13 protein-coding genes and 1 riboswitch are annotated in these 13499 nt (G+C 66.5%); of the genes, 8 read left to right on the top strand and 5 right to left on the bottom strand.

Translation table 11 applies throughout. The features are described from left to right. Nucleotides 1-3 precede the first annotated feature (3 nt). From pnuC to GJ698_RS28390, 3 genes are read left to right on the top strand one after another with little or no spacing between them, the layout of a single operon-like run. A complete protein-coding gene (gene pnuC / locus GJ698_RS28400; RefSeq protein WP_229260205.1) occupies nucleotides 4-639 on the top strand; it encodes a nicotinamide riboside transporter PnuC in 636 nt (211 codons plus the stop codon). Next, the gene (locus tag GJ698_RS28395) at nucleotides 636-1148 is read left to right on the top strand and encodes an AAA family ATPase (protein ID WP_154361211.1); all 513 of its coding nucleotides are present in this window, start codon (nucleotides 636-638) and stop codon (nucleotides 1146-1148) included. Before pnuC ends, GJ698_RS28395 begins: the two co-directional genes overlap by 4 nt. Then, nucleotides 1145-1864, top strand: coding sequence for a hypothetical protein (locus GJ698_RS28390; protein ID WP_154361210.1), 720 nt, complete (start codon nucleotides 1145-1147; stop codon nucleotides 1862-1864). The genes GJ698_RS28395 and GJ698_RS28390 overlap by 4 nt, the downstream gene beginning before the upstream one ends. Here the strand turns inward: GJ698_RS28390 and GJ698_RS28385 are convergent. Then, complete coding sequence (locus GJ698_RS28385) at nucleotides 1861-3993, bottom strand: TonB-dependent siderophore receptor (RefSeq protein ID WP_154361209.1); 2133 nt, start codon at nucleotides 3991-3993, stop codon at nucleotides 1861-1863. The genes GJ698_RS28390 and GJ698_RS28385 overlap by 4 nt on opposite strands. A 56-nt stretch (nucleotides 3994-4049) precedes the next feature. Next, a riboswitch (TPP riboswitch) is annotated at nucleotides 4050-4149 on the bottom strand. A 113-nt stretch (nucleotides 4150-4262) separates the two neighbouring features. On the opposite strand from GJ698_RS28385, the gene GJ698_RS28380 reads away from it, so the two are divergent. Continuing rightward, the gene (locus tag GJ698_RS28380) at nucleotides 4263-4763 is read left to right on the top strand and encodes an Imm26 family immunity protein (protein WP_154361208.1); all 501 of its coding nucleotides are present in this window, start codon (nucleotides 4263-4265) and stop codon (nucleotides 4761-4763) included. Here the strand turns inward: GJ698_RS28380 and GJ698_RS28375 are convergent. The 3 genes from GJ698_RS28375 to ompR are packed head-to-tail and all read right to left on the bottom strand — an operon-like array spanning nucleotide 4735 to nucleotide 7584. Continuing rightward, nucleotides 4735-5436, bottom strand: coding sequence for a hypothetical protein (locus GJ698_RS28375; RefSeq protein ID WP_154361207.1), 702 nt, complete (start codon nucleotides 5434-5436; stop codon nucleotides 4735-4737). The genes GJ698_RS28380 and GJ698_RS28375 overlap by 29 nt on opposite strands. Then, on the bottom strand, nucleotides 5436-6803 hold the full coding sequence (locus GJ698_RS28370) for an ATP-binding protein (RefSeq protein WP_154361206.1): 1368 nt from the start codon (nucleotides 6801-6803) through the stop codon (nucleotides 5436-5438). Before GJ698_RS28370 ends, GJ698_RS28375 begins: the two co-directional genes overlap by 1 nt. Nucleotides 6804-6816: 13 nt before the next feature. After that, complete coding sequence (gene ompR, locus GJ698_RS28365) at nucleotides 6817-7584, bottom strand: osmolarity response regulator transcription factor OmpR (protein ID WP_154361205.1); 768 nt, start codon at nucleotides 7582-7584, stop codon at nucleotides 6817-6819. A 236-nt stretch (nucleotides 7585-7820) separates the two neighbouring features. Between ompR and GJ698_RS28360 the strand changes: the two genes are divergently transcribed. From GJ698_RS28360 to GJ698_RS28350, 3 genes are all read left to right on the top strand, one after another. Beyond that, a complete protein-coding gene (locus GJ698_RS28360) occupies nucleotides 7821-8156 on the top strand; it encodes a hypothetical protein (RefSeq protein ID WP_371865466.1) in 336 nt (111 codons plus the stop codon). A gap of 186 nt (nucleotides 8157-8342) precedes the next feature. Continuing rightward, nucleotides 8343-10253, top strand: coding sequence for a flagellar assembly protein A (locus GJ698_RS28355; RefSeq protein WP_371865465.1), 1911 nt, complete (start codon nucleotides 8343-8345; stop codon nucleotides 10251-10253). Between the two features lie 111 nt (nucleotides 10254-10364). Further along, the gene (locus tag GJ698_RS28350) at nucleotides 10365-12233 is read left to right on the top strand and encodes a flagellar assembly protein A (protein WP_371865464.1); all 1869 of its coding nucleotides are present in this window, start codon (nucleotides 10365-10367) and stop codon (nucleotides 12231-12233) included. Here the strand turns inward: GJ698_RS28350 and GJ698_RS28345 are convergent. After that, nucleotides 12230-13129: a LysR family transcriptional regulator gene (locus GJ698_RS28345; RefSeq protein ID WP_154361204.1), complete on the bottom strand. Its 900-nt coding sequence runs from the start codon at nucleotides 13127-13129 to the stop codon at nucleotides 12230-12232. The genes GJ698_RS28350 and GJ698_RS28345 overlap by 4 nt on opposite strands. Before the next feature lie 77 nt (nucleotides 13130-13206). Here GJ698_RS28345 and GJ698_RS28340 point away from each other — a divergent pair. Then, nucleotides 13207-13499 (top strand): TSUP family transporter (locus tag GJ698_RS28340; protein ID WP_371865463.1); only part of this gene is annotated, 293 nt, incomplete at its 3' end.

Genomic DNA, 13499 nt, shown 5'->3' with positions numbered 1-13499 from the left:
GCAATGACGCTCCTGCTGGGTTACGCGAATATGCCGCTGCACCTGGCAGTATTTGCCACGACCCCGCTGGAGCTGCTGTCGTTCCTGCTGTCGGTGGCCACGGTGTGGTTGAACATCCGCCAGAGCCACTGGGGCTGGCTGTTCGCCATCATCTCGTCGGCCACCTACGGCCTGGTGTTCTACGGTTCGCGCCTGTACGGCGACATGGGCCTGCAGCTGGTGTTCATCGCGGTGTCGATCTTCGGCTGGTATCAGTGGCTGCACGGCGACGACAGCCACGCCAGGCTGCCGGTGACGTCGCTCGACGCGCGCGGCCGCTGGAGCGCCGCCGGCGCCTGGCTGGTCGGCTTCGCGCTGCTGGCCTGGTTCCTCAAGTCCTATACCGATACCGACGTGCCGAACTCGGACGGCTTCCTGACCGCCGGTTCGCTGGTCGGCCAACTGCTGCTGTCGCGTAAGAAGATCGAGAACTGGCACGTGTGGATCATCGTCGACGTGCTGTACGTGGCGCTGTACCTGCACAAGCACCTGATGCTGACGGCGATTTTGTACGCCATCTTCGTCGGCATGGCGGTCATCGGCCTGCGCGCCTGGAGCGGCGACAGCCACGCCGGCGGCCGCCGGCTGGCGCTGGAATGACGCCGCGGCGCATCGCCATCCTCGGCACCGCGTCGTCCGGCAAGACCACGCTGGCCGAGGCGCTGGCGGCGCGCTACGGCACCGTGTGGGTGCCGGAATACCTGCGCGAATTCGTCGACACCGAAGGCCGCGTGCCGGTGGCGGCGGACCAGATCCACATCGCCCGCACGCAGCGCCAGCGCGAGGACGCCGCCGCGCAGCAGGCCGGAAAGTATCTTTTTTGCGACACTACGCCGCTGATGACGGCGGTCTACAGCCGCCATTATTTCGGCGGCATCGACGCCGAACTGGCGCTGCTGGCGGACGCGCACCAGCGCGATTACGCCCTGACGCTGGTGACGGCGCCCGACATCCCCTGGGTGGCCGACGGTTTGCAGCGCGAGAACGAGGAGGTCAGCGTCATCGTCAACCGCTTGCTGCTGGACGAACTGGCGGCGCGTGGGATACCCTATCTGCTGATATCGGGCGATCCCGATCAACGCATATTACGGGCTTCAGGGTATCTATGATCAAGCGGTTGGCGGCGTTATCGATATTGGTTACTCCGCTGGCGCTGGCCGATACCGGCTATTACCTGGTCTCCACCTACGACGTGGAAGGCCAGACTTCCATCGACTACAAATACTGGCACGCCCAATACAGCGGCCGAACCACGGCGTCGCCGGAAATCGGCGTCGGCTACGGCGTCACGTCGCGCTGGTACACCGAGATCTACGAGGAATGGTTCACGCGCAACGGCGGCGGCACGCAACGCACCGCCACCGCCTGGCAGAACGACTACATGCTGACCCAGGGCCAGTACGACTTCGACCTGGCGCTGCACACCAAGGTGGAGCGCTCGCACGACCGCGACAACGGCTACATGCTGGAGTGGGGGCCGGTGCTGCAAACGGAAATCGGCCGCACCCAGTTCAACGCAAACCTGTTCTTCCAGCGCGACTACCACACCGTCTCCGGGCCGAATCCGACCGAGCTGACTTACCAGCTGCAGGTAAAGCACAACTGGAAGCCGTGGTTCCAGCCCGGCGTGCAGGCCTTCGGCGAAGTGGGGAAGTGGAACGACTGGTCGCCGTACAAGCAGCAGTCGCACCGCGCCGGGCCGATGGTCGGCGGCCACACCGACATCGGGCGGCAGGAATTGAAGTATGAATTCGCCTATCTGATCGGCAGGAATTCGGCGCGCGCAGCAAAAAGTTTTTCGATGCGCGCGCAGCTGATCTTCTAGAGATCGAAGGTCGCCGACACGCGGAAGGTGCGCGAGGCGCCCGGCATCAGGTAGCCGCCCAGGTCCGGCGTGACGTCGCGCCAGTAGAACTTGTCGAAGGCGTTGTCGATGCCGGCGCGGAAGGTGGTGCCGACGTTGCCGAGGCGGGTGGCGTACGACGCCGTCAGGTTGACCACGTGGTAGGACGGCACGAACACCGTGTTGGCGGCGTCGAAGGCTTTCTTGCCCGAGTACTGCCAGCTGGCGCCCACGCTCAGGCCCTGCACCTGCGGCAGCGCGTAATCCGCATACACCGATGACTTGAAGGCGGCGACGTCGGTCACGCGCTTGCCGTCCAGGTCCGCCGAGCCGGTGCCGCTTTGCCGGGTGTTCAGCGCGGTGGCCGAGACGCCCACCGTCAGCTCGCGCGTGGCGCGGCCGGCCAGCGCCATTTCCAGGCCGCGGTTCTGCGCTTCGCCGTTGCGCACGTAAGCGTTGGCGGCGTCGGTGTATTCCAGGCCTTTGCGGATCTGGAACAGCGACACGGAGGCGCTCAAATCCTGGCGAATGTCGGCCTTGACGCCCACTTCCACCTGTTTCGACTTGCTCGGGTCCAGCGCGCGGTGCTCGTTGACGGTGCCCATCGGCGCCACGCCGCCATGCTCCAGGCCCTGCGCGTACGACACATAGGTCGAGACGTTCGGACGCACCTTGTACACCAGCGCCACGTTCGGCAGCCAGAAGCCGATGTCGGTGTGCGCATACGGCAGCACGGCGCCATCGTCGTCGGTGCCGACGTATTCGTCACGTTTCAGTTTGACGTAGCGCGCGCCGGCGTGCAGCTTCAGTTGTTCGGTCAGACCCAGGATGTCCTGCGCGAACAGCGCGCGCTCGTTGTCGCGGCGGCGTTCCGAGACCGGTCCGCTGCTGCCGGGCGCCGGCGCCACCACCACAGGATGGTAGATGTTGCTGGTGCCGGACCAGTCGTACAGGTAGTCGCCCCATTTTTCGCTGTTCTTGAAGAACGATGCGCCGCCGGTGAATTCGTGCGTCAGCGCGCCGGTGGCGAAGCGGCCTTGCAGCAGCGCCTGCGCCGTCAGCGGCGATTTTTTCTCGCCCAGGCTGATGTAGTTGTAGACGTCGTAGTCGCCGTTGCCGCAGAAGCCGGGATACAGATCCTGCGCGCCGCAGCCGTAAGGGAAGGCGGTGTAGTCGTCGCGCTTGAAGTTGTGCTGGTTGGCGCTGAGGGTGGCGTTCCACGCCGGCGAGAACTTGTACTCGAAGCGGGCGCCGACGTTGCTGCTGGTGGTTTCCACCGGACGGCTCCACGGCTGGTCGTTGAGCAGCTGGTCGGCCGGCACGTTCGGCAGCGTGGCGTTGTTCAGCAACTGGTAGCCCGGCGCGGTGACCTGCGACTTGCGCTGGTAGTCGGCGTCGACTTGCAGCAGCGCCTGCGGCGAGATGCGCCAGTCGAAGGCGGCCGAGACGAACTTGCGGTTGCCCTCGGCGCCCTTGATGTAGGAACGCAAGCGCTCGGCGGCGGCGTTGATGCGGTAGCCGAAATCGCTGTTGTCGAAGCGGCCGCCGAGGTCGACCGCGCCGTACAGGTTGCCGCGCTCGCGCTCTTCCAGTACCACGGTGCGCAGCGGCGTGTCGGTCGGGCGCTTGGTGACGTAGTTGACGATGCCGCCCGGCGCCGACACGCCGGCCTGCAGGCCGGACAGGCCTTTCAGCACTTCCAGGCGTTCCTTGTTCTCCAGCGGGATCTGGGTGTCGCCGGTGATCGCCATGCCGTCCTTGCGGTAGCTGGATTCGTTGTCCAGCTTGAAGCCGCGGATGGAGAACTGCTCGGCGTAGCCGACCGCGTTGTACGCGTCGCTCAGGCTGGCATCGAACTTGGCGGCGTCGGTGGTGGAGCGGATTTGCAGGTCCAGCATCTGCTGCGAGGTCAGCACGCTGACCGAGGCCGGCGTTTCCAGCAGCGGCGCGCTGCCGAAGCCGGCCACCGAGGCCGAGGCGGCGCGCAGCTTGGCGCCGTTGACGACGACTTCCTGCATGGCCTGGTCGGGATCTTCGGCGCGGACGGCGCCGGAAGTCATCTGTAAAACCGCCAACGCGATGGCGGACACTGCAAAGTTTGGTGTGGACATATCTGCTCTCTACTTGTTCGGCTGGGAGCCGGCGAAGAGAGCCATCAAAGGAGGGGAGAACCACTTTTGCGCTTTCCTTCGCTGGCATTATCCAGATCAGGTACGAAGGGTATCTCTCACCCGGAAACGACGTTCCCAGGACCCCTAGCGAAGCCGCAGTGTAACACAGATGTCATGCGGTTCCGTTGCGGCGATGCCGTGCGCCGTGTTTTGCGTGGCGTCGCTACACTTCCGACTTGCGCCGCTGGGCGGTGGTTGAAAGGGTTTGAATGAAGCAGTCGTATCAAGAGGGGAGCTGGTTTGCCGTGCCGTTGCTGGACGGCGGCTACGGTTGGGGGCTGGTGGCGCGACTGTCGCCGGGCAGCAAGATCATGCTGGCGTATCTGTTCGGTCCCAAGCTGCCGGGCTTTCCCACGCTGGAGCAGTTGAACACCTTGCAGCCGCAGGACGCGGTCAAGGTGCTGCGTTGCGGCGACATGGCGCTGGTCAGCGGCCACTGGCGCGTGCTGGGCGATATCGACGTGTGGAATCCCGCCGCGTGGCCGGTGCCGCAGTTCCTGCGCCGCGCCGACGCCCTCAAGCGCGCCTGGCGCGTGACCTATGCCGACGCCGATCCGAGCCGCTCCGAGCGCGAGGAATCCGTGCCGTATGAAACGCAGGGGCTGGAGGCGGACTCGCTGTACGGCTACGGTTCGGTGGAACTATTGATGACCAAGCTGCTGGAGCCGCCGGAACATCCGATCAACCGGCAGAGTCAGCAGAGCAGTTGACGCTCCAGGCCACGTATTCGCCGCGGCTCTTGCGTACGCCCACGCGCACGCGCGTGTCGCGGTCGCTGTCGAACACCATGCCGAGCATGACCGGCGCTCCGCTGGCCGGCGGTGCCGGCTCGACGGCGCTGAGGCGGAAGGTCAGCGCGCGCTGACGCGCACAGCTTGAATTCCCCGCGAACAGCAGCCGCGCGCGCGCCAGCAGCTCCTTGTGCTGGCGCAGCAGGGCGGTGACGTCGTCGGTGCGCACGGCAGGATGCATCTGCACCGTGTATTGGGCGGCGGTGCAGATCACTTTTGGCGTCGCCAGCCAGACCTGCCATTCCGGCGCGGCGGCCGACGGTGTCCAGCGTTCGCCCTTGGGCGCGCTGGCGTCGTAGATGTAGCTGGTGCGGACCTGGCGGCACAGTTCCGGCGTGTAGTGGCGTGGCGAGGAATCGACGCGCGCGATTACGCGCCACGGTTCGCCGCGCCGGCGCTGGATGTCGAAGGCGGGCGCAAACAGCGACGGTCCGCCGCTGACCTGGGCCGGCACCTGTTCGCGATAGTAGTCGGTGAACGAGCTGCGCTCCTCGTCGCTCGGTTCGCGCTCCTGCACCGGCGTCCGCGCCGGCGTGCCTGCCTGTGCCGCGCCGGCCGCAAGCAGCGCGGCGCAAAGAACGGCGCGCCGCATCACAAGGCCTTCATCACGATCTGGATCAGCAGGCCGCCGCCTTCGCGGTTGCGCACCAGCAGTTCGGCGCCGTGGCGCGTGATCACGCGGTCGACGATCGCCAGCCCGAGGCCGGCGCCATTGGCCTGGCCGCGCGCGGCGTCGAGCCGGGTGAAGGGCTTGAGCAACTGTTCGATCTGTTCTTCCGGCACGCCGGGGCCATGGTCCTGCACCTCGATGGTCACGCGCTTGGACGCGTGCATGCCCTTGACGCTGCACTTGATGTCGATCTCGGTGTGCTCGCTGTCGGCGCTCTTGCCGTAGCGGCGGGCGTTTTCGATCAGGTTGTTGATCACGCGCTTGATGTCGGTGGCGTTGCCCATCACGTGCGCGCCGGGCGCGATGTCGGTGTTGATGCGGATGTCGGGCAGGCGCGAGACTTCGTGCGCGGTGTCGGTCAGCAGCTCGCTGATGTCGACGTTGACGAAGCTGGACGATTCGGTCGGCTTGGCGTAGTCGAGGAACTGGCCGATGATGGCGTCCATCTGGCCGATGTCGGACTGCATGCCTTCGCGCGCCTCCTGCGACAGGTTGGCCATTTCCACTTCCAGCTGCATGCGCGCCAGCGGCGTGCGCAGGTCGTGCGAGATGCCGGCCAGGATCACGGCGCGGTCGGATTCGACCTGCTGCAAATCGTCCACCATCTGGTTGAAGCTGCGGTTGGCTTCCATGATTTCGATCGGGCCGCGTTCCGGCAGCGGCGCCGGGCGCTTGCCCTGGGCGAAGTCGCGCGTGGCCTGGGTCAGGCGGCGCAGCGGCAGGTTGATCAGGCTGGAGATGAAGGCGGCGCCCAGCAGCGACACCACCGACACCACGCTGGCCCAGCCCAGCCACTGGATGCCGGTCAGGCCGCGGATGCGTTCGCGCTCCAGCATCAGCCAGTACAGGTCGTCGTCGATCTTGAAGCTGACCCAGAAGCCGGACACGCCGTTGACCTTGGACGAGAAGCGCGTGTCGGCGCCCAGCTTGGCCTTGACCAGCTTTTCGATGTCCGGCATCAGCGCGTTGTCGGCCGGCGGCGCGACCTGGTCGTCCTCCTCCAGCGTGAACACGCGGATGCCTTCATTGGCCACCAGGTCGAACAGCAGCTCGCGCCGCAATTCCGGCGCGGCGTGGGTGAGGGCGGCGTGGGTGATGGTGACCACCGAGATCACCTGGGCGGAAATCTGCTGCACCTGCGGCTCGTGCTGCACCACGCTGATCATGCCGACCCACGCCGTCATGCTGGTGGTGGTGAGGGCGCCGAGCAGGAAGAAGGTGCGCCAGAACAAGCCGCTTTTCAGGCTGGCCAGGCGCAGGCCAAAGGGTAACTTCGACGGCAACTTCATAGGCGTCCACGGATTAACGTGGCTGTCCCTCCGGGATGAAGACGTAGCCCAGGCCCCACACGGTCTGGATGTACAGCGGGCTCGAAGGGTCGGGCTCGATCAGCTTGCGCAGGCGCGAGATCTGCACGTCCAGGCTGCGGTCGAACACTTCGTATTCGCGGCCGCGCGCCAGTTCCATCAGCTTTTCGCGCGACAGCGGCTGGCGCGCGTGGCGGGCGAACACCTTCAGCACCGAGAACTCGCCGGTGGTCAGCGGCACGGTCTCGCCGTTTTTCTTCAGCGTGCGCGTGCCCAGGTCCAGCACGAACTGGCCGAACTCGAAGGTTTGCGGGGTTTCCGACGGCGCGCCGGGAATTTCGTCGGGGCCGCGGCGGCGCAGCACGGCGCCGATACGGGCCACCAGCTCGCGCGGATTGAATGGCTTCGGCAGGTAGTCGTCGGCGCCCATTTCCAGGCCGACGATGCGGTCCACGTCCTCGCCCTTGGCGGTCAGCATGATGATCGGGGTCTGGTCGCCGGCGCCGCGCAGGCGGCGGCAGATCGACAGGCCGTCCTCGCCGGGCAGCATCAGGTCCAGCACCAGCAGGTCGTAGCGCTCGCGCAGCCACAGCTTGTTCATGGCGGTCGCGCTTTCGGCGGTGAAGACGTTGAAGCCTTGCTCCGTCAGGTAGCGGCGCAGCAGGTCGCGCAGTCGCACGTCATCGTCGACGACCATGATCTTGGCCGCGTGGCCTTGGCCCGCGGCGGCGTTGTTGCCGGATTCAGTCGTTGTTGTAGTCATTTGGCTGCCAGATTTGTCTTATTCATGTTGCTATGGTAACGTCATATTCGTCCAGCGAAAACGCGTGCGGGACGACCCATTACAAATTATTACAAACTTTACCCATTTAGCCTTACCGCCTCAGTCAAAGCATCATACACTGCGGCCATAGATTCAGCTTTTCAGGGAACGCCATGTTCATCGATCACAAAAGAAAATTCGCGGCAGCTAGCGCATCTTTTTGCGTTCGATCCTCCGTGGCTTCCGCAATGCTGTGCGGCCTGCTGGCCGCCGGCTTGGCGCACGCCGATCCCGATGGTCCCAACGGTCCGCGCCGCGAGCAGCAGCACCAACAGCAGCCGCAACCAAACGCGCCGCGCGGCGACCAGCCGCGCGCCGGCGACGGCCGCCAGCTCGACCCGCGCAGCTACGAGGCGCGCGCCGAGGAGCAGCGCCGCGCCATGCAGGACGCCAGCCGCAACGCCGAGATGAGCCGCCGCGTCGGCCGCATGACGCCGGACGAGCGCCGCGACCTGCGCCGCCAGATCAACGAAGTCAGCCAGGATCTGTACGCCAATCCGCCGCGCCGTTAATTCTACGGCAACTAGCGATAATTAAACGCTACGTTTGTTATTTGCGTACTATTGATTTGTATCAATATCCTCACACTCGTAGCGTTTCCAGCCGTATTTCCCCTATCTTTCCCATAGTCTGCGTGTAAGATTAATTAATTACACGCAACGCCTCCCGGCTGAATGCGTGCCGTTTGGAGGAAGACCGTGGTTCAAGACGTTGCATCCGCAGCGCCAGCCGACGGCCAGGAGCCACAAGCTTCGGGTACTGGCCTGCCTATAGGGTTGGTGAAGCGCGCGGACGGAATTTATATCGATCTGGGCATGCCCAAGCCGGCGCTGACGGCGGCGGTGGCGCATGTGTTCCGCTCCGGCTGGTATCTGGCCGGGCTGGATTATGCCGCGCTGATGAAGGCGCTGTACGGCGTCGGCCCGGATACCGGCACGCTGCAGGCGCTGCGCCTGGCCGACGAGGTGCGCGTGTTCGACGGCGGCCGCCTGGCGCTGTACAAGAACCCCAAGGTCAGCCTGTCCTACGCCGAATACACCTTCCAGCCGCTGTTCCTCGACGAGGAGACGCTGCCCGACGGCACCGTGATTCCCGAGCGCCCGGTGCAGCTGGACATCGACGAATTCATCGCCGACATGTGGAACAAGGGCATCCAGTTCGGCATCGACGTGGCGGCGGTGAAGGCGGCCATGGCCTCGCCCAAGGCCGACCGCATCACCTTCGCCACCGACCTGGAACCGGAGCCGGGCAAGGACGCCACCGTGGTCGAGATTTCCTCCGACCTGCACCGCAGCGACGCCCCCAAGGCGCGCGCCGACGGCCGCATCGACCTGCAAAGCTTCCAGAACCGCTTCCCGCAGATCAAGGCCGATATGCGGCTGCTGAAAAAGCTGCCGACCGAGCCGGGGCTGCCGGGCTTCGACCTGGCCGGCCGCAAGACCGAGCCGGCGCCGCCCAAGGATCTGACGCTGCGCTTCCTGGCCGGCGAGGGCACCGAAGCCAGGATGTTCGAGGACGGCGAGTACCTGGTCTCCACCCGCGAGGGCTTCCTCAGCGTCGACGCCAAGTCCAACCGCATTTCCATCACCGATAAAATCGTCAGCCTGGAAGGCGTCAGCGGACGCACCACCGGCAACCTGCAACTGGCCGGCGCCTACGAGGAATACGGCGACGTGCAGGAGCAGCGCGACGTCACCGGCACCGACATCACGGTGCACGGCAACGTCTACGGCAATATCCATTCGCGCGGCGGCACCGTGGTGCTGGACCAGAACCTGGTCAGCGGCAGCGTGCACAACGCCGCCGGCAGCATCACCATCGCCGGCGTGGCGTCCAACGCGGTGATCTACGCGGCCAACGGCGCCGTCACTATCCAGCGCGCCGAGAACTGCGTCATTTCCGGCGTCAACGTGACGGTGGAGGAGGCCTCCAACTGCGAGATCATCGGCGACGTGGTGCTGCTGTCGGTGGCCGAAGGCTGCGCCGTGGCCGGCCGCAACGTCGAAGTGGAAAGCGCCGGGCCGCGCCGCCGTACCGAGATGCTCATCTATGTGCTGGTCAAGGACGTGACGCAGTTCGACCAGGAGATCGCCGAGCTGGAAACGCGGCTGGCCGGCTTCGCCCAGGCCAACGAGACCAACCAGCAGGAGGCCGAGCGCATCGCGGCGCTGCCGGACGTGCGCCGCTACCTGGCGCTGGCGGCCAAGCTGCGCACCCAGGAGCTGGTGCTGACGCCGGAGCAGGGCCAGTTCCTGCGCAAGATCGCCGGCGCGGTGGACGAGGAGATGAAGGCGCTGCAAAAGCACAAGCTGGAACTGCAAGTCGGCATGACCCAGCACAAGCTGCTGGGCGACCGGCTGGCGCGCGTGATCGAGCAGAAGGTGGAGGCGGCCGGCATCGCCCGCTGCGGCCTGCACCTGGCCAGCGGCGAGACCATGGTGCGCACCATGCCGTTCGGCGGCGACACCGCGGCGCTGCGGCAGCTGCCGCCCAAGGACCTGAAGCAGCGCCTGCGCGGCACCCCGGTGGGCGGCGAGTTGCTGTTTGCCGACAGCGCCGGCTCGCTCGACTGGCACCTGAATTCGCGCCAGCGGCCGGTGTCTCCTTGAAGCGGCTGGCGCTCGCCCGGCGTAACATGCTAATCTTGGGCTAACATCAAAAAGTGAAGGGGGCGTGCCATGGCGCGCCGGCCCGACGTACATCTTCCTGGGGATTCAACTGTGTCAGACGACGCTACGGCGCTGGAAACAACTGCGGAAGGCGATCTCCCGGCAGCGATCGTCAAGCGCGCCGACGGCATCTACTTCAAGGCCGATGCGTCGGCCGTGGCGTGCCTGTCGGCGATCAGCCAGGTCTTCATGAGCAGCGGCTATTTCGCCGGCCTCGATTACGCGGTGTTCAGCAAGATGCTGTACAACGTCGGCCCGGACCTGCCGGACAACCTGCGCGACAAGCCGCTGCTGCGCTTTGCCGACAGCATCGAGCCGTTCCACGCGCCGCGCCGCGCCCTGTACAAGACGGTCAAGGTCATCAACGGCGAGGCGGAATACTATTTCGAGCCGGTGTTCTTCGACGTGCCTGACATGCCGCCGCAGCCGGCGCGCCTGAACTTCGACGAATTCGTGGCCGACATGTGGGTCAAGGGCATCCGCTTCGGCATCGACGCGCCGGCGGTGCGCGACGTCATCGCCACCGGCCGGCTGGCGCGCATCGTGGTGGCGCGCCGCCTGAACGCGGTGCCCGGCAAGGACGCCGCCATCGTGGAGGTGTCGCAGGATATCCACCGCAGCAATGCGCCCAAGGACAAGGGCGACGGCCGGCTGGACCTGCAAAGCTTCCAGAACCGTTTTCCGCAGGTGAAGCCGCACGTCAAGCTGCTGCGCAAGGTGCCGCGCGCGCCGGGCGTGCGCGGTTTCGAGCTTTCCGGCCTGGTGCTGGATCCGCCGCTGCCGCGCGATATCGAGCTGGCCAGCGTGGCCGGCGAGGGCACGGTGATCGAGAACCTGCGCAGCGGCGAATTCCTGGTGTCGGCGGTGGAGGGCTTCCTCAGCGTCGACCCGGGCAGCAAGCGGCTGTCGATCGGCCCCAAGATCATCAGCCGTGAAGGCGTCAGCGCGCGCACCACCGGCAACCTGCAGCTGACCGGCGAGTACGAGGAATTCGGCGACGTGCAGGAACAGCGCTCGGTCGAAGGCGGCAACATCACCATCCACGGCGACGTGTTCGGCAACATCGCTTCGCGCGGCGGCGACGTCACGCTGAGCAAGAACCTGATGGGCGGCACCGTCACCAACGCCGACGGCGGCATCCGCGTCAAGGGCGTGGCTTCGGGCGCGGTGCTGCAGACCAAACGCGGCGAGGTGGCGCTGGCGCGCGCCGAAAGCTGCATCATCACCGGCAGCCGGGTGGTGATCGGGGAGGCCAGCAATTGCGAGATCATGGCGGACGAAGTGGTGATCAAGGTGGCCGAAGGCTGTGCCATCGCCGCCCGCAAGATCGAGATCGTCCACGCCGGGCCGCGCAAGCAGAGCGAGATGCTGCTGTACGCGCTGGTGCCGGACACCGCCAAGTTCGACAAGAAGATCGCCGAGCTGCAGCCCAAGGTGCAGCACGCGGCGCGCGAAGCGGACGAGCGCAAGACCGAGATGGACGCCATCACCAGCCAGACCGAAGTCCGCAACTACCTGACGCTGGCCACCCGCGTGCGCAAGCGCGAGGTGATGCTGACGCCGGAGCAGCTGCCGCTGTTCCAGAAAATGGCGGAGGCGGTGGGGCCGTCGCTGCGCCAGGTCGCCAAGATTTCGCTGGCGATGAAGGCGGCGCAGGTGCAGCAGGAGCAGGCGCAGGGCGAGGTCGATCAGGTGCAGCGGCAGAAGTCCGCCTTGATACGCGGCTCGCGCTGCACGGTGGAGCTGCTGACCGGCGACGTGCTGCTGCGGACCATGACCTTCGTTCCCGGCGAGCCGCCGCCTTACGACCGTCCGGCCAAGGAGGTCAAGGCCAGGGTGCGCACCGCCGTGCCGGGCATGACGGTGCTGCATTCCGGCCACGTGGCGCCGATCAACTGGGCGCCGTACACCGCCGACTAGCCTGAAGACGGATTGCGCAGCGCCGCCACCAGTTCGCGCGCGTAGCCGGGCAGGGCGGCCTGGTCGCGCACGCAGATCAGCAGCTTGCGGTCGGCCCAGGCATCGCTCAACTTCACCACGCGCAGGTCTTCGCTGCTGCGGCGCGCCGCCGTTGCGGGCAGTAGCGCCAGCCCGGCGCCGCTGGCCGCCATGCGGCAGATGGCTTCGAAGCTGCGCAGCCGGATCTTGCAGTGCATGCGCCGCCCCAGCCTTGCCGCCTGCTCGGCGGCGTACTGCTGTAGCGCGCTGTCGCCGGCCAGGCCGATGAAGTCGTGATCCAGCGCGTCGCCGAAGGCGATGTGGCGCTTGTGGCCCAGCGCCTGCGCCAGCGGATGGCTGCGCGCCATGGCCAGCACCAGCGGGTCGGCGCGGAAGGGGAAGGTTTGCAGCGCGCTGTGGTCGCTGGCATCGCTGACGATGCCGATGTCGGCGACGCCGTCGGCCAGCGCCTGCACGATGTCGCGGCTCAGGCGCTCCTCCAGGTTGATGCTGAGCTGCGGATGCGCTTTCAGGAAGGCCGCCAGCGCGTCCGGCAGGAACTCGGTCATGGCCGAGGTGTTGCACAGCAGCCGCACCTGGCCTTTGAGGCCGGTGGCGAATTGCGCCAGGTCGGCGTGCATGTCCTCCACCTGGCGGGTGATGGCGCGCGCGTGCTGGAGCAGCGTGCGGCCCGCCTCGGTCGGCTCGGCGCCGCGCCGGCCGCGCTGCAGCAGCGGCACGTTGAGCGCTTCCTCCATGGCGCGGATGCGGGCGCTGGCCGACGGCAGGGCAAGGTGGGCCAGCTGTGCGCCGGCCGTGATGCTGCCGCTGTCGGCGATGTGGATGAACAGTTTCAGGTCGGTCAGGTCGAAGCGCATAGCCTATGGTTTTTCCGAAGTCTGACTCAGTATATTCCAGATTTTCAGCGGCCGGCCGGCGGCGCACAATGGCGGCCATGGATACTTTATTTATTGCTCTGGTTTTCGTGCTGGCCGGCCTGGTGAAGGGCGTGACGGGCATGGGACTGCCGACGGTGGCGGTGGCGCTGCTGACCCTGCGCATGCCGCCGCTGGAAGCTGCCGCGCTGCTGATTGTGCCTTCGTCGATTACAAACGTATGGCAGCTGGCGGCCGGCCCCGCGCTGTACCCGCTGTGGCGGCGCTTCCGCTGGCTGCTGCTGGCGGTGTGCGTGGGCACGGCCTGCGCGCCGCTGCTGGGCGCGGCCGCGTGGAGCGGCGCGGTGCTCGG

This window comes from Duganella aquatilis (assembly GCF_009674565.1).
Lineage (GTDB): Bacteria > Pseudomonadota > Gammaproteobacteria > Burkholderiales > Burkholderiaceae_D > Rugamonas > Rugamonas aquatilis.
This window is presented reverse-complemented; position numbering and strand designations above follow the sequence as displayed.